The sequence below is a fragment of the Arthrobacter sp. Y3221114 genome (assembly GCF_059092625.1).
In genome coordinates this window covers 305978-326226 of the sequence record NZ_JBNHHW010000002.1, presented here as the reverse complement: position 1 = coordinate 326226, position 20249 = coordinate 305978, and the positions used below count along the sequence as shown (strand labels likewise).

Sequence of the window (20249 nt, the reverse complement as noted above, 5' to 3'; positions counted from 1 at the left end):
AGGGGCCGGGTGGCGGGGGAGGAAGCCCCGATGCGGGCGGAGCAGCCCGACCGTAGCTTTGAATCAAGCCAAGCAGCTCAGCTCGGCGGGCCACCATCCATAATTTGGCCAGATCCAGTAGGAAAAAGAATGGGGATTCATATAATGCCTACACTCGCAAGCTCTCTTCTCGAATTCATCATGAATCTGCTCCGTGATCCGCGCGCCGCCGCGGAATTCCAGGCGGACCCGGAGGCCGCCCTCGCCGAGGCCGGCCTGGGCGATGTGTGCTCCGATGATGTGGACGCCATCATGCCGGTCATCCTCGACTACGCTCCCGTGGATGCCAGCTCGTCCTTCGACCGCGAGTACAACACCGGCGGCAACCACTCCGGCGGCGACACCGGCGACTGGTCCAGTGATAACTCCGGGAACAATGGCGGTGGCTGGGGCGGCGGCGGTCACGGTGGCGGGGGCCACGGCGACGGCGGCCACGGTCACGGCGGCGGTCATGACGACGATGACCACGGTCACGGCGGCGGCAGGGACCACGACCACGATGACCACGCCCATGCTGTCCAGCAGCTGACGCACATCGTGAACAACTACTCGTACACCTCGACGATCGACGATCGGGACACCATCACGGACCAGTCCGTCAACCAGAACATCTGGGCGGACGGCGACGTCAACCAGTGGTTCGACAATGACGCCGTGATTGCCTCGGGCGACGACTCTGTTGCAGCCGGCGACGACGCCACCCTGGATAACTCGACGGACAACTCCAAGGATTACTCCACCGACAATTCCACCACCGTAACCACCGGTGACATTGAGGGCGATGTGGCCGTCGGGAATACTACCGACATCTCCGTGGAGGACTCCTTCAACGTTGAGGATTCCTACAATGAGGACTCCTACAATGAGGATTCCTATAACGAGGACTCCTACAACACGGATGTCGATCTGGACGTCGAGGTGGAAGACTCCTTCAACGACAACTCCGACCACTCGACGGATAACTCGACCAACGTGGAAATCGAGGACTCCTACAACGGCAATACCACCGAGATCGAGGTCGAGGATTCGTTCAACGAGGACAACTCCACGACCGACATCAACGTGGAGGATTCCTTCAACAAGGAGGTCGAGGTCGAGGATTCGTTCAACGAGGTCGAGGTCGAGGATTCGTTCAACGACAACTCCACGAACACGGACGTGCAGGTGGACGCCGACATCGATGCCGAATTCACGGACAACTCGGTGAACGACTCCGTGATCATCGCGGAGAATGAAGTGGAAATCGAAGACAGTGTTGTTGCCGAAGAGGTCAACCTCTAACCGATCTGATAACTGAATCACGACAGATCAGCTGTCCAGCAGGAGGCCGGGGGACCTCCTGCTGGACAGTGTCACGGTCCGGCCGCTTGGCGGCCGGACCCAGAAGGGGGTACGGTGGTCGAGCTCGTCAAGCTGGTTGATCAGGGCCTGGAATTGGCCAAGAAGGGTGAGCGCGCAGACTTGCAGCGGCGCCTGGAGCAGACCCGCAAGCGATTGCAGGACCCGACTACCCGGGTGATCGTCGTCGGTGAATTCAAGCAGGGCAAGAGCCAGCTCATCAATGCTCTGGTGAATGCGCCGGTTTGTCCCATTGACGACGACGTCGCCACCTCGGTGCCGACGGTCGTGAAGCACGGGGAGCCTGCCTCAGCCGTGATCCTGGTGCCGAAGGAAGGTACCGACTCCAACGACGGGGACGTTGAACTGGAGCGTCGCCCGATCGCCTTGGACGAACTCGCCGAGCACGTTTCGGAACGGGGAAATCCGGGTAACGAGCGCCGGCTCGCAGCCGCGGAAGTCTCCCTGCCCCGGAAAATCCTGCAGGGCGGACTAGCGTTGGTGGACTCGCCGGGGGTCGGGGGGCTGGACTCGGCGCATACTCTCACCACGCTGACGGCGTTGCCGACGGCGGACGCCATGCTGTTGGTCTCGGACGCATCCCAGGAATTCACCGAACCGGAGATCCGGTTCCTGCGGCAGGCCCAACGAATCTGCCCCAATGTGGCCGGCGTGCTGTCCAAGACGGATTTGTACCCGCAGTGGCGGCAGGTGGCCGAACTGGACAGAAGCCATTTGAAGCGGATCGGGGCAGACATGCCGCTGATTCCGATCTCCTCGGAACTTCGCCTGCGGGCGGCCGAAATGCGTGACAGCGAACTGAACGGCGAATCGGGATTTCCGGAGCTGGTGGCATATCTCCGGCAAAAGATCCTGGGCCAGACCGAGCGGCTCCAGCGGCGCTCCGTGGCGCAGGACCTGATTTCGGCCGTGGATCATTTACGGCTGTCGCTGAAGTCGGAACTGAGCGCGCTGGAGAATCCGGACGGCACACCCGAGATGCTGGCCGAGCTGGAGGCGGCCAAGGAACGCGCCGACGAGCTCCGCCGTCGTTCTTCCCGTTGGCAGGTCACGCTCAACGACGGCATGAGCGATCTCATCTCCGACATGGAACACGACTTGCGCGACCGGCTGCGCAGTATTTTGCGGGAAGCCGAACAGTCCATCGATGCCGGGGATCCTGGTCCGCAGTGGGAGCAGTTTGTGCACTGGCTTGAACAGCGGGTGGCCGCTGCCGTGTCCGACACCTTCGTGTGGACCAACGAACGGTCGCTGTGGCTGGCGGAAAAGGTCGCCGAGCACTTCAACCAGGACGACGTGACCTTGCCGCTGCTGCAGGTCGATTCTACGGAGAACGTGCTCGACCCGGTCGAGGAGATCCCGGGTCTGGATGCGGGCCGCCTGGGACCGGTCCAGAAAATACTGATCGGCATGCGTGGCTCGTACGGCGGTGTGTTGATGTTCGGCCTCCTCACCGGGATCGTGGGCATGGCGCTGATCAACCCGATCTCCGTCGGAGCCGGCCTGCTGCTCGGCGGCAAGGCCTACCGCGAAGACAAGGAGGCCCGGTTGAAGCGCCGCCAGTCGGAGGCCAAGGCCCTGGTCCGGAAACAAGTTGACGAGGTCGTGTTCCAAGTGGGCAAGCAGCTCAAGGACCGGCTCCGGATCGTGCAGCGGGCCACGCGCGACCATTTCACCGAGCTGGCCGAGGAGCACCATCGCTCGCTGGCGGATTCTGTGCTGGCGGCACAGAAGGCGGCAAGCAGCTTCCACCAGGAACGCGACCTGCGGATCAAGGAGCTCAAGGCGTCCCTCGCGCTCGCTGAGTCGCTGCGCAAGCAGGCACTGGCGCTGGATGCTGCACCGCAACCGGCGGGACAGGCATGAACCCCGCGGCAGCCGGAGCGGACGTCGAAGCGGCGCGCGGGCTGGTCCGGGAAGCGATCGAGGCCTACCGCGACGACCCTGCGGTGCGTCGGGTGTTGGAGGCGTATGCGCGCCGGCTCGACGAGCCGCTGCGGGTAGCCATTGCGGGCATGATCAAAGCCGGCAAGTCGACACTGCTCAACGCCATCATCGGGGAGGAGATTGCCCCGACCGACACGGGAGAGTGCACCCGGGTGGTCACCTGGTACCGCTACGGCGACACCCCGCGCATCACCCTGTATCCGCGCTCCGGAGCGCCCCGGGACCTTCCGACCAAGCGCACCGACGGCCGGTTGGTCTTCGAGTTCGGCGGGATCAAGGCAGAGGAAGTCGACAGGCTCGTGGTGGACTGGCCGTCCCGAACCTTGCGCGACCTGACGTTGATCGACACGCCGGGCATTGCCTCGCTCTCCCGGGACGTGTCGGCCCGCTCCACCGATTTCCTGACGCCAGTAGACGCACCTTCGGAGGCCGACGCAATCATCTACCTGCTGCGGCACCTGCACGCGTCCGACCTGGGCTTCCTGGAGTCCTTCCGTGATACCGCGGCCGGCCAGAGCGGTACCGTGAACGCGCTGGCGGTGCTGTCCCGCGCGGACGAAGTCGGATCCGGCCGGATCGACGCCATGCTCTCCGCCCGGGAAATCGCGGCGCGCTACCGCCGTGACGGCGCGTTGCGTTCATTGGCCCTCGGGGTAGTGCCGATCGCGGGCCTGCTGGCCCAGTCGGCGCGCAGCCTGCGGCAGGGGGAATACTCCGTCCTCGCCGAGCTAGCTTCCTTGGACAGGCGGGAACGGGAGCGGCTCTTGCTGTCCGCCGACCGCTTCGTCCGCCCCGGGGGGCCGCTGTCCGCCACGCCGGAAGCGCGGGCGAGCTTGCTGGACCGGTTCGGGCTCTTCGGGCTCCGGCTGGCAGCGGCGCTGCTCCGTGGAGGAATCTCCGAGCCGACCGAGCTGGCCCACGAACTGGCCCGCCGCAGCGGGCTGGACGAATTGCTGGCCGTGATGACCGGACAGTTCCAAGCCCGGGCCGGACAGCTCAAAGCCCGCACGGCCCTGGTCGGCATCGAAAAGCTGCTGAACGACCATCCTCGCCCGGGCACCGCCGGAGTCGCGGCCGGCTTGGAACGGCTGCTCGCCAGCGCTCACGCCTTCCGCGAATTGCGCCTGCTGGCGGCTGCGCGCACCACCGGGCTGCCGCTGGAACCGGAGCTGGCCGCCGAAGCTGAACGAATGATTGGCGGCGAAGGTGTCTCGGCACCCGAACGCCTGGGACTGCCCGGTGACACTCCCGACGAGGTCCTGCGGGAGACCGCCGTGGCGTGCCTGCGACGTTGGCACGCCGTGGCGGGCGATCCGCTGCGCGGCCGGGCCGTTGCCGAGGTCTGCCAGACCGTCATTCGCAGCTGCGAGGAACTACTGGCCGGCATGCAGCTAGCTTCAGGCGGTCCGGCCTCGTCGCCCCTGGTGCTCGGCGCGGAACCATCGGTTGGCCCCGCGCAGGACGCTGGCGACTACCGCCGCGCCGGCTAGCACCAGCTGCAGAACCAGCATGATCCTGATGCCCAATTCCTGATCACCGGGGGCGGCCAAAAATTCGTCGGCCAACAGGGTCACTGCCCCGTGGACGAACAGCATGGCCAGCAGCACGAAGCGCACCTTGCCGTGGCGGCGCATGAGGGTCCGCAGCAGCAGGGCCTCGATCAGAATGACCAGCGCCAGCATGCCCAAGGTCCCCCAGAAAACCAGCACCGCCATGGCTTCCACGGTCTCCTCGTCGGCGCCCTGCTCCAAGCCGTTGATGAGCCCGCGCAGGTGCTCGAGGATCTCGTCCTGGGCGAAGTACGCGAATATCCCTGCAATTAGCCCTGATACAAAACTGAGGATCCACAAGAAGCGGACCCTCTTGACTGCAGGCGGAGGCACCAGGATGCCTGCGATCGGCGGGGGCGTATGGTCGGACATCTGCGGACGCGGCGGTGCAGGACGGTCCGGTTCGCCGGACATCCCCCCGGTTCCCTGAGCTCCAGGCGCCCCCATCCCTGGTTCATGAGACATGCAAGTAATGTAGCCGCACCCCGGCGGCACCGCAATGCTCGTCCGCAGGCGTAGCGGCCCTCCGGCTACCGTGCGCACAACGACGGCGGCGGGCGGTGTCGCCCGCCGCCGAAGCGGGCTTCCGCCGCCGCTATCCGCCCGCATGGATCCCGGGCCGGCGCCCAGCGGCGAGGATGCCCTGGGCGTCGGTGATGCCTGGGTGCCGAAGGGCTACTTGGCGGGCCGGCCCAACCCGGTGCGGGCCATCGCGTCCGCGTAGGCATCGTGCATGGCGTCCAGCCATTCCTGCTGGCGGGCCGGCGAACCTGCGAACGCCCGTCCGCTGAGCGCCCTGACCTTGTACGTCTTGAAACCGCGCCGCCACAGCAGCGGGTTCTCGGTCTTCAGCAGCAATCCGGCCAGCCGCTGGGCTTCGGTTCCGTGGGCCACGAGCACCGAGGCCCGCGGGACCAGTGTCAACATCTTCAGCAGCGGCTTGAGGCCGGCACTGATCTGGTCCGGGGTGAGCTTGCCGTTGGCCTCGCCCGGCGTAAACCACGGGTGCACATTCCAGGGCATGACATATTGGGGCCGCAGGCCGAGCTGCCACTGCAGTCCGAGCATCCGCGTCGCTGCCTCTTGGTCCCCGGGCCAGATGAAACCGGTGTCCGATGCCTGCCCGATGTTGGAGTAGAGCGAGACGATCCGGCATTCATCGGCGTCGTGGATCGGATCCACGTAAGGGACCTCGGTACCCGGCTTCAGGTCCCGCAGTTCGTCGCAGAGACGGTTAATGTCGGCGACGCCGGAATCGTACCTGCGGTCCATGAGGTCCTTGTGATGATCGGATACTGCCGGGCTGGTCATCGGGGTGCGGGTCTCCTGGAGGGAAGGGAAGGTGAACGGTAGGGAAATGGGGCCGCCGGGAACGACGGCGGTGCCGCCTTGGGAACGGGCAGCCGCCTGCGGCTGCGGGAGGCGGGGTATTGAGCATAGCAACCGAAGCTGGGCGCCTCCTGCAGGCCGGTGGCGGAATCCCGGGCTTAATGCCCAGGCCCTGTGACGAAGATGACCCGGCGGTTAATCAACGGTGAATTCAACGCTGTGCCAGCCGGTGGCGCCATCCGGAGCAGGCGGCGCCGCGGCCTCGGTCTGCAGCGTGCCGTCCGCCTCCCAGGCACGCACCCGGAGCCGGTGCTGCCCGGCCGGAACATTGTCCTGCACGAAGTACCACTGGCGCCAGGTATCCACGGAAGCCTCCGCCGCCAGTTGAGCGTCCACCCAGTCGCCGTCGTCCAACTGCACCTGGACTCTTGACAGGCCCCGGTGCTGGGCCCATGCCGTTCCCCCAAAGGCCATGGGCCCGGCGGGCAGGCGGGCTCCGGGCCGAGGCACCTCGATTCTCGAGGCCGTCTTGATCGGGCCGCGGTCCGACCAGCCGCGGGTGGTCCAATAGGCCGCCTTGTCCGCAAAGCGCGTGAGCTCCAGGTCAACCACCCACTTGGTCGCGGACACGTATCCGTACAGTCCCGGCACCACCATCCGCACGGGGAAACCGTGCTGCAGCGGCAGGGGCTCCCCGTTCATCCCGATCGCGAGCAGCGCGTCCCTCCCGTCGGTGAGCACCTCCAAAGGGGTCGAAGCAGTGAAGCCGTCGATGCTGGTGGACAGGACCATGTCCGCCTCCGGAAGCGGCCGTGCACGCGCCAGCAAGTCCCGCAGCGGATAGCCCAGCCAGCGGGCGTTGCCGGCCAGTTCCCCGCCCACCTGATTCGAAACGCACGTCAGCGTGGTGTAGCTCTCCACAAGTTTGGCCTCCAGCAGCTCCTGGAAGTTGATGCTGAATTCTTCCTCTACCAGTCCGTGAACGCGCAGCTGCCATTGCCCCGGATCCACCGACGGGACGATCAGTGCGGTGTCGATGCGATAGAACTCATTGTTAGGGGTCACGAAGGGAACCACCCCGTCCACCGGTGCCTGCACGTCCTCCGGCAACGGCCCGGCCGGCCGCGCGGGCGCAGGGAGCCCCAGTGCCTGCCGCACCTGCCGTGCGGTGTTCCGCGCGGCAGAAACGGCGCCGGCGGCGATCCCCATGACGACGGCGACACCCGCCATTGCTGCGGCGTTCGCCAGAAAGCGGCGGCGGCCCGGATCCTCCGGCAAGACGGCCGCGCCGCCAACGGACAAGGCCGCGGGCCGGGGCAAGAGCCTGATCAGCCGGCGCAGGCCGAACAGGCCTGCCGCGGTTCCCAACGCCGTCGGAATGGCATCGGCCGGCACCGCCCCGGCGCGGGTGAGCACGCAGGCCGCCATGCCCGCCGCGAGCAGCACCACCAGAAGCGCGCCGGCGGTCCAGCGCCGGGCGGCGAGCAGGCCGGCCGCGGCAGCGATCAGCGCCGCAACAATCCCCATGGCGATGAACAGCACCAGTTTGTCCGCTGTCCCGAATGTGGAAATGGCGAATTCGGTCAGCCAGATCGGCGAGAGCTCCACGACGGCGGCACCTACCGAGCCGAAGGGGGAGGCGGCCGGGCCGAAAAACGCGGCCGCCAGTTCCGCTGTGGCAAAGAGGGCGGACGCCGACACGACGCCCGCCAGCATGGCCGGCATCCACCCGGTCAACGCGGCCTTCGTGGCTGGCGGTGCTGCCATGCCGACCTTGTCCTTCGCTCGACGACGGGCTATGTGTCTCCGGCGGATGGCACTGTGCCCTTGGTCCGATCATCTACCTGAAGCAGGCCGTAGGACAACCACGCCTGACCGCTTCGAGCCGCGCCGCGCGGGGCTGATAGTTGTTGCCCCGCCGTTCACCGGCTATTAGTTGACTCTTCAACTATCAGCGTGTTACGATAAATGCATAAGCATGGAGTTCGCCCGAGCTTCACATCCTAACTTCAACCAGGAGGCACTTAATGGCCGTTCAGCTCACCCCAGGAACTTGGAATCTCGACCAGTCCCACACCGAGGTCGGCTTCGTCGTCCGCCACGCCGGCATCAGCAAGGTGCGCGGCCAGTTCACCGAAGCCGATGCCACCCTCGTGGTCGGCGACAGCCTGGCCACTTCCTCCGTCGAGGCCGTCGTGAAGACCGCCTCGTTCGACTCCAACGATGACAACCGCGACGCCCACGTGAAGGGCGAAGACTTCTTCAATGTGGAGCAGTACCCGGAGATGACCTTCAAGGCCACCAGCGTCGAAGGCACTCCGGAAGAGTTCCAGCTGGCCGGCGAGCTGACCATCAAGGACACCACCAAGCCGGTGGTCTTCGACGTCGAATTCGGCGGCATGGCGGTTGACCCGTTCGGTGCCACCCGCGCCGGCTTCTCCGCCACCACGCAGATCTCCCGCAAGGAATTCGGCATCACCTGGAACGCCGCCCTGGAAGCCGGCGGCGTGCTGGTGGGCGACAAGGTCACCATCACGGTCGACTCGGCCTTCGTGCTGCCGGCCAACTAACCAGCGCCACACAGGCAGGGCCCGGATCCTCTCCGGGCCCTGCCTGCTGCGTTAACGCCGTGGGGCAACGGCGCTGATCCGGAACTGCTCGGAGCCGGCGGCGGCCCCGCCCGAGGGGCCGGGTTCCCGTGTTCCGGGCGGATACGCTGGCATCGTGAAGATCGCCATCCTCGATGACTACCAGGACGCAGCACTGTCCAGCGCCCCGTGGGAGCAGTTGCCGGCGGGCATCGCCGTCGAGCGTTTCACTGACCATGTTGACGACGTCGGCGCACTCGCCGAGCGCTTGAAAGGGGCGGACGTGGTGGTCACCATGCGCGAGCGGACTCCCATCACCGCCGAGCTGATTGACCTGCTGCCCGGCCTTAAGCTGGTGACCACTACCGGCATGCACAACGCCTCGATCGATCTGGACGCCGCGCGCGCCCGCGGGGTGATTGTCTGCGGAACCCGGAAAAGCACGCAGGCTCCGGCCGAACTGGCCTGGGCGCTGGTGATGGCCGTGGCCCGGGAGATCCCGCAGAACGACCGGGACGTGCGGGCCGGAATCTGGCAGGCACGGATGGGCGTCGACCTGGCCGGTTCCACCCTCGGGCTACTGGGCCTGGGCCGGCTGGGCCAGCTGATGGCCCGCTACGCGCAGGCCTTCGGGATGGACGTGCTGGCGTGGAGTCCGCACCTGACCCGGGAGCGCGCCGCCGGCCACGGGGCGGAGCTGGTGTCCAAGGAGGACCTGTTCCGGCGCTCGGACATCGTCAGCGTCCACCTGAGGCTGGCGGAGTCCACCCGCGGGATCGTCGGCGCCGCCGAGCTGGACCTCCTCGGTCCCGGCGGCCGGCTGGTCAACACCTCGCGCGGACCGCTGGTGGATGAGGCCGCCTTGGTGGCAGCGCTCGCCGGGCGGCGGATCGCCGGCGCAGCGCTCGACGTCTACGACGTGGAGCCGCTGCCGCAGGACAGCCCGCTGCGCAGCGTGCCCAACCTGATCCTCAGCCCGCACGTCGGCTTCGTCACCGAGGAGGCCCACAGGCTGGGGTACACGCAGATGCTCGAGGACATCCTGGCCTACCTCGACGGGGCGCCGATCAACACCCTCACCTGACCGGCGGCGGCGCGCCCCGCCGTCGTCCTTTCCGCCGGGCTTCGTAAAGGTGCCCGACGGGATCCCGCCTACCTCGCCGGCATCCCGGCCGGGGCAAGTTCCATGGCATGCTCCTCCACGTAGTCCAGCGCCAGCCGTACCGCCCCCGTGGCCACGATCGCGTCGCCGAAGCCCGAGACCGCCACCCGCGGAGGCGTCGCGGTGAGGAGGGGAAGCTCCCGGGTGATGGTGGGCAGCAGGGCCGACGCCGAGGCGGCCACCGCGCCGCCGATCACCACGAGCTCCGGGTTGAGGAAGGTGCCCAGTATCGCGACCACGCGGGCCATCCGCCGGCCGATGCGCTCCAGGATTTCCTGCGCCACCCCGTCGCCTCTGGCAGCGGCTTCGAAGACGAAGCGGGCCGACACGCGCGTGGTGCCCGGTCCCACCAGCTCCCGGATCAAGGTGGGCCGGCCGGACGCCAGGGCCTCGTTGCCCCAATAGCGGGCCAGCCGCGCGATGCCGTCCTGGCTGCCCACCCCGTCCACCAGTTCCAGGGTGCCCACTTCGCCGGCGCCGCCGTTGCAGCCGTGCAGCAGCCGGCCCGATTCAATCAGGCCGGTGCCCAGCCGTTCGCCGGCCAGCATGACGGCCAGGTCGTCGACGCCCTTGCCGGCGCCGCTCCAGCGCTCCGCCAGGGCCGCCAGATTCGCGTCGTTCTCCAGCAGCACCGGCCAGCCGTAGCGGGCAAAGACCTCGGTCTGCAGGCCGATGTCGAAGTGCTCGGAGAGTTCATGTCCGGGTGCCACGTTGCCGTGGCGGTCGACGACGGTGGATACGCCGATGGCCGTGGCCAGTACCGAGGCCGGCTGGAGTCCGGCCTCGGCCAGGGCTGACGCGACTGCTTGCTTGATGGTGGAGCGGCGTGACTCCGCCGTGGCCGGCGGCTTCTCGAACCGCTCGGAGATGCGGGCCAGCACCAGGCCGTTCAAGTCCGCCACCAGCACGGTGGCGGTGGCCATGCCGACGTCCAACCCCAGCACGCAGCCCGCACCGGGGTTGAATTGGAACCGCCGGGCCGGCCGGCCCTTCGCCGTGCCGACAACGCGTTCGCCGGCCACCTCCCGGGCCCAGCCGCGGGCCACCAGGTCGTCGCAGACCGCGATGACCGTGGCACGGGTCAGCCCGGTCGCCTCGATCAGGTCGCTCCCGGTCACCGCGCCGTTCTCCCGCATCACGGACAGCACGGCTTTCAGGTTGGTCAGCCGCAGGACCTGCGGAGTGGTGGCTGTGGTGCTCACATCGATCCCCTTGACCTTGTCCGGCAGTATCAGGATAATAATAATGGAACATAAATTTAGAGGCTAAATAAAAGGAGTTCCCATGGCAGTACGGATTGGCATCAACGGTTTCGGGCGCATTGGCCGCAACTACTTCCGGGCGGCCATGGCACAGGGAAAGATTGGCTCAGGCCTCGAGATCGTGGCCATCAACGACCTCGGCTCGCCGGAAACCCTGGCGCACCTGCTCAAGTACGACTCCGTCGTCGGCCGGCTTGGCGCGGACGTCACGGTCGCCGACGGCAACCTGGTGGTCGACGGCAGGACCATCAAGGTGCTTGCCGAACGCGATCCCGGAAACCTCCCCTGGCGCGAGCTCGGCGTCGACATCGTGATCGAATCCACCGGGCACTTCACCAGCTCTGCGGATGCCGAAAAGCATCTGGTCGCTGGCGCCCGCAAGGTCCTCATTTCCGCTCCCGCCAAGGGCGATGTGCTCAGCGTGGTGATGGGCGTCAACGACGGCGAGTACGACGACGGCACCCACCACCTCGTCTCCAACGCCTCCTGCACCACCAACTGCCTGGCCCCGCTGGCGAAGGTGCTGCACGAGAACTTCGGGATCGAGCAGGGCCTGATGACCACCATCCACGCCTACACCGCGGACCAGAATCTCCAGGACGGACCGCACCGCGACCTGCGCCGGGCCCGGGCAGCTGCGATCAACATGGTTCCCACCTCGACCGGGGCCGCCAAGGCGATCGGGCAGGTGCTGCCCGAGCTCAAGGGCCGGCTGGACGGCTTCGCCATCCGTGTGCCGGTGCCCACCGGTTCGGCCACGGACCTGACGGTCACGGTCGGCCGCGAGGTGACGGTCGAGGAAGTCAACGGCGCGTTCAAGGCGGCCGCAGAAGATCCGCGCCTGGCCGGCATCCTGACCTACACCGAGGACCCCATCGTCTCCTCGGACATCGTCACCGACCCTGCCTCGGCCATCTTCGACTCCGGGCTCACCAAGGTCATGGGCAACCAGGTCAAGGTCGTGGGCTGGTACGACAACGAGTGGGGCTACTCCAACCGCCTGGTGGACCTGACCTCCCTGGTGGCGTCCAAGCTGTCCTGATTCCGCAGGTTTCGGACCCGTCGTCCACCTAAGCCAGCAGGTGCCCTCACGAGGGCACCTGCTGTTCTGCTTCCGCGGGCGGTTGGGCTTCGCGTGGCTGCGCCCGCACGAAGCGCCAGGGGTCTGCCGGGCCGGTATCAGGTGTACATCAGCGAGCCGGGGGTGGTGAGTTTCTCCCCGGTCTCCAGCCACGTCTTGAGGCCGGAAAGGACCATCGGCCAGCCGCCGTAAACCTGCTCGTTGGCCCCCTCGCGCAGCTGGTCGTGCGTGACGGTGAGGCGGCAGGAATCCTCCACCTGCTCGATCTCCCACGTCACCCGGGACGTGCCTTCGGCCACAACGTCCTCGCCCCACAACGCGCGCATGGTCTGGACCAGCCTGCGCGGCGGATCGACTTCCAGGTTCTCGCCTTCGCTCAGCGGCGCATCGGCCTTTGGGTTGGTCACCGCGTACCCGGAACCCGGCGTCCAGTCGGTCTCGATCCGGTTGCCGAACTGGTACTTGCTTCTGATCTCGCTGTCCGTGATGGCTTCCCAAAGCTGTTCCGGAGTGGTGCGGATGTAGATCTCGAAGATTTTTTCCATGGGACTTTCCAATCGGGATTTGAGGTCGCTGAGGGCAGCGGCCCATGGTTGTGCATATTTGCTCACCCAGCGGTCGTGGATGAGCCGAATGGGCACCGGATTCAGGAAGTGGAGTTTTTCGCGGCCACGGCGGCGGGTGACCACCAGGCCGGCCTCTTCCAGTTGCTTCAGGTGCTTCATGACGCCGAAGCGCGTGATGCCGAACCGCGCTTCGAGTGCGGTGAGGGTCTGCCCGTCCTCGCGGAACAGTTCATCCAGCAGCCCGCGCCGGGTGGGATCCGCCAAGGCCTTGAACACGGCATCCATGCAAGCATCATAGGTGACCAATCGGTCACATGTCGAGGCTTCCGCTCAGCCGTTGGGGTCCAGAACGGCTTTGACCAGCGGCCGCCCCGCGGCGTCAGTGCTGGCTTCGGCTGTCAGCCGCAGCGCTTCGACGGCCTGGTCCAGGGGATAGGTCGTGATGAGCCGCTGGCCCAGATCTGGGACGCCGGCGAGGAATTCGAGGGCCTGCTCGAAGTCCGGGCGGGTGGAGATGAAGCTGTCCAGGACAGCCAGGTTCTTGCGCGTCCGGACCGCCGGAGCGGCGGAACCGGTGGCGTACATGGCCACCATGACCAGCCGACCGCCCGGACGCAGCTCCTGCACGGCCCGTGCCAGGTGAGTGCCCGCGCCTGTGGCTTCGATCCATACGTCGTAGCCGTCGGGACGCTCCCGGGTGGAGCTGGGCAGCCCGAGGCTGTCGGCCAGCCGGACCCGGGCGGCATGCCCCGGCCCCTCGCGCCCGATCATGGTGACCTCGGCACCTGCGCCTTGCGCGATCAGGCCGGCGAGCAGGCCGATGCTGCGGGTGGTGGATATCCCCACGCGTTCCCCGGGCCTGATCTGGCCCACGGTCGTCACGGCACGCCAAGCGACCGACGCGGGCTCGGTGAGCACCGCCGTTGCATCCGGAACGGCATCCGGTACGGGAACCACGTTGCGCCACGGAACAAGGGCGCTGGCGGCCGCCTGACCGTGTTGGGTCAGGCCCAGGATCGAGCGCCGGCGGCACAGGTGCGGCTGGTTCGCCCGGCAGGCGTCGCAGTGGCCGCAGCCAACGGTGGACATCGGTACCACCCTTGTGCCGGGGGAGAGGCCCTCCGGGGCCAGCAGCCCGGCGGAGGTCACGGTCCCGACCGATTCGTGTCCCAGCACCATGCCGTTGGGTACCGAAGCCGCTGCCGGATCCGCACGGTAGACGATCACGTCCGAGCCGGACAGCCCGCACAGGCCGATCTGCAGCTCCAGCTCGTCCGCACCCGGAGCGCGGAGCGTGTGCTCGATCAACCCGACGCCGCCCGGTTCTTGGGTGACGCGGGCCAGGGCGGGAGCCCGGTGCAGCGGGCCGGGGGTCCGGTTAGCTGCAGTTGCCACGTCTCAACCTCCTGGAACCGGTGCGGAGCCTCAAACGTCGGTGGAGTCCCAGGCCCGAGAGCCTTCGGCTGCGTCGCCGGTTAGCCCGCTTTGCGCAGCGCCGAGCCCTTGTGGACAGCCAAGTTGTCCGTCTTGTCGCTCTGGACTTCGTACTGGGGCTCATCCTCGGAGCAGCGCCTCGTGCGGCCCCGGAATTCGAAGTCCTTGGTGTGGACCTTGGTGACTCTGCCGTGTATTTCGCCGGCCTCTGAATTCCAGCGCACTCTATCGCCAACCTTGAAAGAATCAGCCATGGTCAAGTCTTAGCATTTTTAGCCGAAGGACGCTTCCCCAACCCGCAGTTGCTCCACCTCGCCGCGCAGGACGGCGGCGCTTCGGGTAGGCTGCGAACCCACCCAAGCACCGCCGTCGTTCTACGGAGGATCAGTAACTGGCCGGGGTGCCGGCCGTGCCGTCCCCGTCCGAGGGGATGTACTTGGCCGCCAGGGCCTCGGAGCCGCGGGCCAGCAGCGCCACGTCGGCCCCGACGCCGACGAAATCGGCGCCCCACTCCATGTAGCGGCGGGCGGAGGCTTCGGCGAAGGCGTTAACCCCCACGAACTTGCCGGCCGCCTTGGCCGCCTTCAACGCCTTCTCCACGCCGGCGACCACGTCCGGGTGCTCCTGCTGGCCAATCACGCCCATCGAGGCGGCCAGGTCGGACGGGCCGATGAACACGCCGTCCACGCCGTCCACCGCGGCAATTTCCGCGGCGTTCTCCACGGCCTCGGCGGACTCGATTTGGACAATGAGCGTGAGCGTCTCCTCCGCGCGGGTGAGGTAGTCCGGGATCCGGTTCCACCGGGCCGACCTGGCGAGCGCGGAACCGACCCCTCGTACGCCGGCCGGCGGGTAGCGGGTGGCCGAGACGGCGGCGCGGGCCTGTTTGGCGGTGTGAACCATCGGGATGATCAGTGACTGCGCGCCCAGGTCCAGGTACTGCTTGATCAGCACGGTGTCGTTGACCGGCGGGCGGACCACCGGGATGCCGGGGTAGCCGCGCACGGCCTGCAGTTGGGCCAGCACCGACTCCAGCCCGTTGGGGGAGTGCTCGGCGTCGATGAAGATCCAGTCGAAGCCGGCCCCGGCGCACAGTTCGGCCACCAGCGGCGAGCCGGAGCAAACCCAGATGCCGGCCAACGGGCGGTCGGCGGCGGACAGTGCGTCCTTCAAGGACCGATCGGGCTCTACTCGAAACGGCATGTGATGGTTCCCAGCTGCCCGTAGTCGGCAAAGACGGTGTCTCCCTCGTGGACCCACATGGGGCGGGTGAAGGAGCCGGCGAGGATGGTTTCCCCGGCCTTGAGGTGGTCGCCGTGCGGGGCGATCTTGTTGGCCAGCCAGTACACGCCCGCGGCCGGGTGGTTGAGCACGCCGGCGGCGACGCCGGTTTCCTCCACGGTCTGGTTCTTGTACAGGATGGCGGAGATCCAGCGCAGGTCCACGTCCTGCGGGCGGACCGGGTTGCCGCCGATCACCATGGCGCCCATGGCGGCGTTGTCCGAGATGGTGTCCACGATGGTGCGGCCCTCCATCTCGATCCGCGAGTCCAGGATCTCGAGCGCGGGAACCACGTACTCGGTGGCATTCAGGACGTCGAAAATGGTGGCGTTGGGTCCCTTGACGTCGCGGTTGAGCACGAAGGCAAGTTCGACTTCGATGCGCGGGTGGGTGTACTGGTCCCACTTCACCGTGCAGCCGTTCTCCAGGATCATGTCGTCGAAGATGATCCCGTAGTCCGGTTCGCTGATGCCGGTGGCGTATTGCATCGCCTTGGACGTCAGGCCGATCTTCCGGCCTGCCAGCGTGCGTCCGGCGGCCTCGCTGCGCTCGCGCCAGAGGTTCTGCACCTTGTAGGAGTCCTCAATGGTCATCTCCGGGTAGCGGGCGGTCAGCCGTTTCACCGGCGTCCGGGTCCGTCCGGCTTCCACCAGCTCGTCGGCGATGGACTCGATCGTTGACGGGTCAAGCATCCTTGGCACCACTTCCTAGTTCTTCGCAGGGCCGCAGCCGCCCCTGGCGGGCGGTTTTGCGGTCGCGGCGCCGCACGGGAAGGGCGCCAGCACCATCTTACGGTGGCACGCGTCACCGCCCGGAAGTCGGTTACAACGGAAGCGAACAACGACGGCGACCGTCTCCTTTCCGGACGTCAATGCTCGAGGTGCGGAACACCGCCTTCCCGAACACCAGATTCGGCAGTCACAGCTGCACCACTCATTGCCTCCCCTTCCCGACGGATTGGCGAAGCCGCAGGATGGCGCTATGGAGGAGACGAAACTCAACGCACTGGCACTGGTCTGCACCCTGACGCCGTCGCCCAAACCGTCCAGCAGCGAACTGCTGGCCCGGCAGGTGATCACGCAATTATCGGCACACGGCGTCACGTGTGACCTCATGCGGGTCGTGGACCACGACGTCAAACCCGGCGTGCAGACCGACATGGGCGACGGCGACGCCTGGCCGTCCATTCGCACCAAGATCCTGGCCGCGGACATCCTGGTGCTTGCGACACCGATCTGGCTGGGCCACCCCGCGAGCCTGGCGCAACTCGTGCTCGAACGCCTGGACGCCGAGCTATCCGAAACCGACGAGCAGGGGCGGCCCAGCATGTTCGACAAAGTCGCGCTGGTGGCCGTCGTCGGCAATGAGGACGGCGCCCACCATGTCACGGCCGAGCTGTACCAGGGCCTGGGAGACGTCGGTTTCAGCCTGCCAGCGCAGGGGTCCACCTATTGGGTGGGCGAGGCGATGCACGGTACCGACTTCCAGGACCTGCCGGAAACCCCGGAAGTGACGGTGACGACGACGGCGACCGCGGCGCGCAACGCCGTTCATCTGGCCCGGCTGCTGCGCCGCGAACCGTATCCGGCCGGGTAAGCGGGCCGGCCGCCGCTAGGGTGGGCGGGTGAACTACTTTCTCCGCAGGCCGTGGACCGGGCGGATCGGCGCGCTGCTGGGCATCCTGCTGATGGCGCTGAGCCTGCGCGCCGCGGTCTCCGCCGTCGGGCCGCTGCTGGGCGAGCTCGGCCCCGAACTCGGCTTCGACGCCACCACCATCGGAGTGTTGGCGATGCTGCCGCCGTTGGTGTTCGCCGCCGCCGGCCTGGGCACCCCGGCGCTGATCCGCTGGCTCGGGCTGGAAAAGGTGCTGGTGGCCGCCGTGCTGCTGGCGGTCGTCGGCCAGTTGGGCCGCGCCGCCGCCGACGGCGTGTGGCCGTTCCTTACCCTCAGCGCGGTGGTGATGGCGGGGTACGGAATCGGCAACGTCGTGCTGCCGCCACTGGTCCGGAAATACTTCCCGGACCGGTTGGGCGTGGTGACCGCAGGCTATGTGACCCTGCTTGCGGTCAGCACGGCGATGAGTCCGCAACTGGCTGTCCCGGTGGCGGACGCCGCGGGCTGGCGGACCTCGATCGCGCTCTGGGCCTCGGTCAGCGCCGTGGTGCTGATCCCGTGGGCGGTCCAGGCGGTAGGGGATCGCCGCAAGGGCCGGACGGACGACGCCGGTGGGCCTGCTCCGGCGGTTGCCTCGCCCAAACAGCGTGCGGACGAGGACGCCCTCGGGCCGATCCGCCCCAAGGGGCCTGCCGTTCGCGCTCCGGAACCTCCGGCGGTGCCGGCGAAGCTGAACCCGTGGCGCTCACCGGTCGCCTGGGGCTTGGCAATCTTCCTGGCCGGCAACTCCGCGCAGACGTATGTGTACTTCTCCTGGTTGCCGCCTTACCTGACCGAGCACGGCATCGACGCTGCGACCGCGGGTTCGGCCCTGGCGTACTTCGCCATCCTCGGCCTGCCCGCCAGCCTGCTCGTGCCACTGATCGTGCCCCGGCTGAAGCACCCCATCGCCGCCATCCTGGTCTTCACCGCCTGCTGGATCGGCGGGCATCTGGGCCTGCTGCTCTCGCCGGAGAGCGGCACATGGTGGTGGATGACCCTCTCCGGGCTGGGCCAGGGCACCTTCGCCACCGCGCTGCTGATGGTGAACCTGCGCTCGCGCACCACGCACGGCTCGGCGGTCCTGTCCGGCTTCAGCCAAGGCATCGGCTACGCCGGCGCAGGCATCGCCCCGCTGCTGTTCGGCGTGGTGCACGAAGCCACCGGGTCCTGGAACGCTTCCTTCGCCATGCTGGGCGCCTGCATCGTGGTGATGCTGGTCGGCGCCGTCATGATCAACGGGCCCAGGAACATCGAGGACCCGCCCGGGGCCGGTGGCCGGCGCAGGAAACCGCTCTACCGCGTGGACACCACGGTGCCGTCGAAGACTCCTTCAGCCGGCACCGAGGGTACTGGGTTGGCGAGATAGAGAGCGGCCGACTTCGCCGGGCCCGATTGCAAGCCGCGTGCCCAGCCGTCGGCCGGTGACCCGCAGCGAGGAGATGCCGCCGAGGCGTGGCTACCTGGGCTCCCAGGCGTCGTCGCGCGCACTGCGCTGGGTGACCTCAGCCGGCAGCTGACCGGAGGCGAGCTGGTCCAGGGTAACCGACTCCAGCACTTCGCGCAGGCTGCTGCGCGCGGCGATCCAGACCGGCTGGAGAACCGCTGCCGCATCCCCGTATTGCACCGCTTCGGGCCGCACTCCGTGCACGCTCACCAGGGGCCCGTCGACCGCACGGATGATGTCCGCGACGGTGATCTCAGCTGCCGTGCGGGCCAGGTGCCAGCCGCCGCCTTGGCCGCGACGGCTGCGCACAATGCCGCTGCGCCGCAGGTCGGCAAGGATCGACAGCAAGTAGTTGTGCGGGATGTCTTGGGCGGCCGCTACGGCCTCGGCCGCCAGCGTCCCGGTCTGCGCCTCGGACGACCGGGCGATGACGATCAGGGCGCGCAGGGCGTAGTCGGATTTGGCGGTGATGTGCACCACCCCATTGTCTCAGGCGCCGGCGAGCTCCCGCTCGGGCTCCTCCTCATGGCGGCGGCGCGACTCCTTGCGGACGGCCTGCGTGATCAACAGGCCGGCCGCGACCGCCAGGACGGCCAGCGTGAGCCAGACCGGGTCGGAGTTCTTTTCCGCCCCGCCCCAAGTCTCCATCATGGTCTTGGCGTTGGTCAGAATAATGAGGCTTCCGGCTGCTACGCCGAGGACCGCTGCGGCCAGGTGCCGTACCAGCCACGCCGAGACGGGGGCCGCGATGACGCCGCCGGCCAGAAGGGCCAGAACCCAAGCGAAGTTGATGCCCTCCCGTCCGAGTGCGAGCAGGAAGCCCAATGACGCACTGACCGCAACGATGAATTCGGTGGCGGAGATCGAGCCGATAACCTTGCGGGGTTCAATCTTGCCGGTGGACAGCAGCGAGGTGGTGCCGACAGGCCCCCAGCCGCCACCGCCGATGGCGTCCATCGTTCCGGCGACGAGGCCAAGCGGCATCAGGAAGGCGGCCTTGACCCGACCCTTGAACTGCGGCCTCCGGCCGGACAGGATCAGGAACCGGAACAGGACGTAGCCACCGAGCAGGCAGAGCAGCAGGGCAACCCATCGCTTGGCGGCGTCGGCCGGCAGGCTGACCAGGAAGTTGGCTCCCATGAAGGCGCCGATGCCCCCGGGGACAGCCATGATCCCGACGATGCGCCAGTCGACGTTGCCGAACTTGTGATGGGCGAAACCGGAAATCAGCGCTGTGCCGACCTCGGAGAGGTGGACTGCTGCGCTGGCCGCAGCGGGAGCGATGCCTACGGCAATCATCAGGCTGGAGGAGGTCACGCCGTATCCCATGCCGAGCGAGCCGTCGACCATTTGGGCGAGTAGGCCGACGATGGCCATGAGGAACAGATTGCGCATCTTGTGTGCCTTTCCTCGATACTCTAGTAAGTCACTAGAGTTTGGAGTGTATGGACACCGCTGGGCCTTGTCGATAGCAATTTGTCGCGGGCGCGCATCCTTGAGCAAATCCTGAGGAACGTGCGCGCGCGCCCGTGCCGCTCGGGCGGAAACGTA

The 20249-nt window shown here is 67.4% G+C and carries 19 protein-coding genes; 8 read left to right on the top strand and 11 right to left on the bottom strand.

Annotated features, from left to right (window positions below):
* Positions 1–144: 144 nt before the first annotated feature.
* The 3 genes from AC5RV3_RS05575 to AC5RV3_RS05565 all read left to right on the top strand — a co-directional run bounded on the left by AC5RV3_RS05575 (position 145) and on the right by AC5RV3_RS05565 (position 4835).
* Positions 145–1320: an IniB N-terminal domain-containing protein gene (locus AC5RV3_RS05575; protein WP_494121266.1), complete on the top strand. Its 1176-nt coding sequence runs from the start codon at positions 145–147 to the stop codon at positions 1318–1320.
* 114 nt (positions 1321–1434) lie between these two features.
* The gene (locus AC5RV3_RS05570; RefSeq protein ID WP_494121265.1) at positions 1435–3264 is read left to right on the top strand and encodes a dynamin family protein; all 1830 of its coding nucleotides are present in this window, start codon (positions 1435–1437) and stop codon (positions 3262–3264) included.
* The gene (locus AC5RV3_RS05565; protein ID WP_494121264.1) at positions 3261–4835 is read left to right on the top strand and encodes a dynamin family protein; all 1575 of its coding nucleotides are present in this window, start codon (positions 3261–3263) and stop codon (positions 4833–4835) included. Before AC5RV3_RS05570 ends, AC5RV3_RS05565 begins: the two co-directional genes overlap by 4 nt.
* Here AC5RV3_RS05565 and AC5RV3_RS05560 read toward each other — a convergent pair.
* The 3 genes from AC5RV3_RS05560 to AC5RV3_RS05550 form a co-directional block, all read right to left on the bottom strand.
* Positions 4743–5309: a hypothetical protein gene (locus tag AC5RV3_RS05560; protein ID WP_494121263.1), complete on the bottom strand. Its 567-nt coding sequence runs from the start codon at positions 5307–5309 to the stop codon at positions 4743–4745. The genes AC5RV3_RS05565 and AC5RV3_RS05560 overlap by 93 nt on opposite strands.
* 261 nt (positions 5310–5570) lie before the next feature.
* Positions 5571–6206, bottom strand: a complete 636-nt coding sequence (locus AC5RV3_RS05555; protein WP_494121262.1) for a uracil-DNA glycosylase family protein — start codon at positions 6204–6206, stop codon at positions 5571–5573.
* A 213-nt stretch (positions 6207–6419) separates the two neighbouring features.
* Entirely contained in the window at positions 6420–7991 is a 1572-nt protein-coding gene (locus AC5RV3_RS05550) for a molybdopterin-dependent oxidoreductase (protein ID WP_494121261.1), read from the bottom strand.
* A 260-nt stretch (positions 7992–8251) separates the two neighbouring features.
* On the opposite strand from AC5RV3_RS05550, the gene AC5RV3_RS05545 reads away from it, so the two are divergent.
* Positions 8252–8794: a YceI family protein gene (locus tag AC5RV3_RS05545; RefSeq protein ID WP_493989749.1), complete on the top strand. Its 543-nt coding sequence runs from the start codon at positions 8252–8254 to the stop codon at positions 8792–8794.
* A 154-nt stretch (positions 8795–8948) separates the two neighbouring features.
* Positions 8949–9896, top strand: coding sequence for a D-2-hydroxyacid dehydrogenase family protein (locus AC5RV3_RS05540; RefSeq protein ID WP_494121260.1), 948 nt, complete (start codon positions 8949–8951; stop codon positions 9894–9896).
* 68 nt (positions 9897–9964) lie between these two features.
* Here the strand turns inward: AC5RV3_RS05540 and AC5RV3_RS05535 are convergent, their stop codons facing one another.
* Entirely contained in the window at positions 9965–11176 is a 1212-nt protein-coding gene (locus tag AC5RV3_RS05535; RefSeq protein ID WP_494121259.1) for an ROK family protein, read from the bottom strand.
* An 82-nt stretch (positions 11177–11258) separates the two neighbouring features.
* Between AC5RV3_RS05535 and gap the strand changes: the two genes are divergently transcribed.
* Entirely contained in the window at positions 11259–12278 is a 1020-nt protein-coding gene (gene gap / locus AC5RV3_RS05530; RefSeq protein WP_494121258.1) for a type I glyceraldehyde-3-phosphate dehydrogenase, read from the top strand.
* Positions 12279–12415: 137 nt separating this feature from the next.
* On the opposite strand, the gene AC5RV3_RS05525 is transcribed toward gap, so the two are convergent.
* From AC5RV3_RS05525 to hpaH, 5 genes are all read right to left on the bottom strand, one after another.
* Positions 12416–13168, bottom strand: coding sequence for an ArsR/SmtB family transcription factor (locus AC5RV3_RS05525; protein ID WP_493978964.1), 753 nt, complete (start codon positions 13166–13168; stop codon positions 12416–12418).
* 45 nt (positions 13169–13213) lie between these two features.
* Positions 13214–14278, bottom strand: a complete 1065-nt coding sequence (locus AC5RV3_RS05520) for a zinc-dependent alcohol dehydrogenase (protein WP_494121257.1) — start codon at positions 14276–14278, stop codon at positions 13214–13216.
* 80 nt (positions 14279–14358) lie between these two features.
* Positions 14359–14571: a hypervirulence associated TUDOR domain-containing protein gene (locus AC5RV3_RS05515; protein WP_494121256.1), complete on the bottom strand. Its 213-nt coding sequence runs from the start codon at positions 14569–14571 to the stop codon at positions 14359–14361.
* 130 nt (positions 14572–14701) lie between these two features.
* A complete protein-coding gene (locus AC5RV3_RS05510; RefSeq protein WP_494121255.1) occupies positions 14702–15520 on the bottom strand; it encodes an HpcH/HpaI aldolase family protein in 819 nt (272 codons plus the stop codon).
* On the bottom strand, positions 15505–16290 hold the full coding sequence (gene hpaH / locus AC5RV3_RS05505) for a 2-oxo-hept-4-ene-1,7-dioate hydratase (RefSeq protein ID WP_494107391.1): 786 nt from the start codon (positions 16288–16290) through the stop codon (positions 15505–15507). The genes AC5RV3_RS05510 and hpaH overlap by 16 nt, the downstream gene beginning before the upstream one ends.
* 289 nt (positions 16291–16579) lie before the next feature.
* On the opposite strand from hpaH, the gene AC5RV3_RS05500 reads away from it, so the two are divergent.
* Both AC5RV3_RS05500 and AC5RV3_RS05495 read left to right on the top strand, forming a co-directional pair.
* Positions 16580–17194 carry a flavodoxin family protein gene (locus AC5RV3_RS05500; RefSeq protein WP_494083715.1) on the top strand — a complete coding sequence of 205 codons (615 nt, stop codon included), beginning with the start codon at positions 16580–16582 and terminating at the stop codon, positions 17192–17194.
* Positions 17195–17222: 28 nt separating this feature from the next.
* Complete coding sequence (locus tag AC5RV3_RS05495; RefSeq protein ID WP_494121254.1) at positions 17223–18620, top strand: MFS transporter; 1398 nt, start codon at positions 17223–17225, stop codon at positions 18618–18620.
* Between the two features lie 90 nt (positions 18621–18710).
* Here the strand turns inward: AC5RV3_RS05495 and AC5RV3_RS05490 are convergent, their stop codons facing one another.
* Both AC5RV3_RS05490 and AC5RV3_RS05485 read right to left on the bottom strand, forming a co-directional pair.
* Positions 18711–19175: an RrF2 family transcriptional regulator gene (locus tag AC5RV3_RS05490; RefSeq protein ID WP_494121253.1), complete on the bottom strand. Its 465-nt coding sequence runs from the start codon at positions 19173–19175 to the stop codon at positions 18711–18713.
* Positions 19176–19187: 12 nt separating this feature from the next.
* Positions 19188–20093 (bottom strand): sulfite exporter TauE/SafE family protein, encoded by a 906-nt coding sequence (locus tag AC5RV3_RS05485; RefSeq protein ID WP_494121252.1) that lies wholly within the window; start codon positions 20091–20093, stop codon positions 19188–19190.
* Positions 20094–20249 lie beyond the last annotated feature (156 nt).

Bases quoted from the DNA above. Each gene is read 5' to 3' on its own strand.
- AC5RV3_RS05555 (WP_494121262.1), bottom strand. From the start codon at position 6,206: ATGACCAGCCCGGCAGTATCCGATCATCACAAGGACCTCATGGACCGC.
- AC5RV3_RS05525 (WP_493978964.1), bottom strand. From the start codon at position 13,168: ATGGATGCCGTGTTCAAGGCCTTGGCGGATCCCACCCGGCGCGGGCTG.
- AC5RV3_RS05545 (WP_493989749.1), top strand. From the start codon at position 8,252: ATGGCCGTTCAGCTCACCCCAGGAACTTGGAATCTCGACCAGTCCCAC.
- AC5RV3_RS05485 (WP_494121252.1), bottom strand. From the start codon at position 20,093: ATGCGCAATCTGTTCCTCATGGCCATCGTCGGCCTACTCGCCCAAATG.
- gap (WP_494121258.1), top strand. From the start codon at position 11,259: ATGGCAGTACGGATTGGCATCAACGGTTTCGGGCGCATTGGCCGCAAC.
- AC5RV3_RS05550 (WP_494121261.1), bottom strand. From the start codon at position 7,991: ATGGCAGCACCGCCAGCCACGAAGGCCGCGTTGACCGGGTGGATGCCG.
- AC5RV3_RS05565 (WP_494121264.1), top strand. From the start codon at position 3,261: ATGAACCCCGCGGCAGCCGGAGCGGACGTCGAAGCGGCGCGCGGGCTG.
- hpaH (WP_494107391.1), bottom strand. From the start codon at position 16,290: ATGCTTGACCCGTCAACGATCGAGTCCATCGCCGACGAGCTGGTGGAA.
- AC5RV3_RS05575 (WP_494121266.1), top strand. From the start codon at position 145: ATGCCTACACTCGCAAGCTCTCTTCTCGAATTCATCATGAATCTGCTC.
- AC5RV3_RS05500 (WP_494083715.1), top strand. From the start codon at position 16,580: ATGGAGGAGACGAAACTCAACGCACTGGCACTGGTCTGCACCCTGACG.
- AC5RV3_RS05510 (WP_494121255.1), bottom strand. From the start codon at position 15,520: ATGCCGTTTCGAGTAGAGCCCGATCGGTCCTTGAAGGACGCACTGTCC.
- AC5RV3_RS05515 (WP_494121256.1), bottom strand. From the start codon at position 14,571: ATGGCTGATTCTTTCAAGGTTGGCGATAGAGTGCGCTGGAATTCAGAG.
- AC5RV3_RS05560 (WP_494121263.1), bottom strand. From the start codon at position 5,309: ATGTCCGGCGAACCGGACCGTCCTGCACCGCCGCGTCCGCAGATGTCC.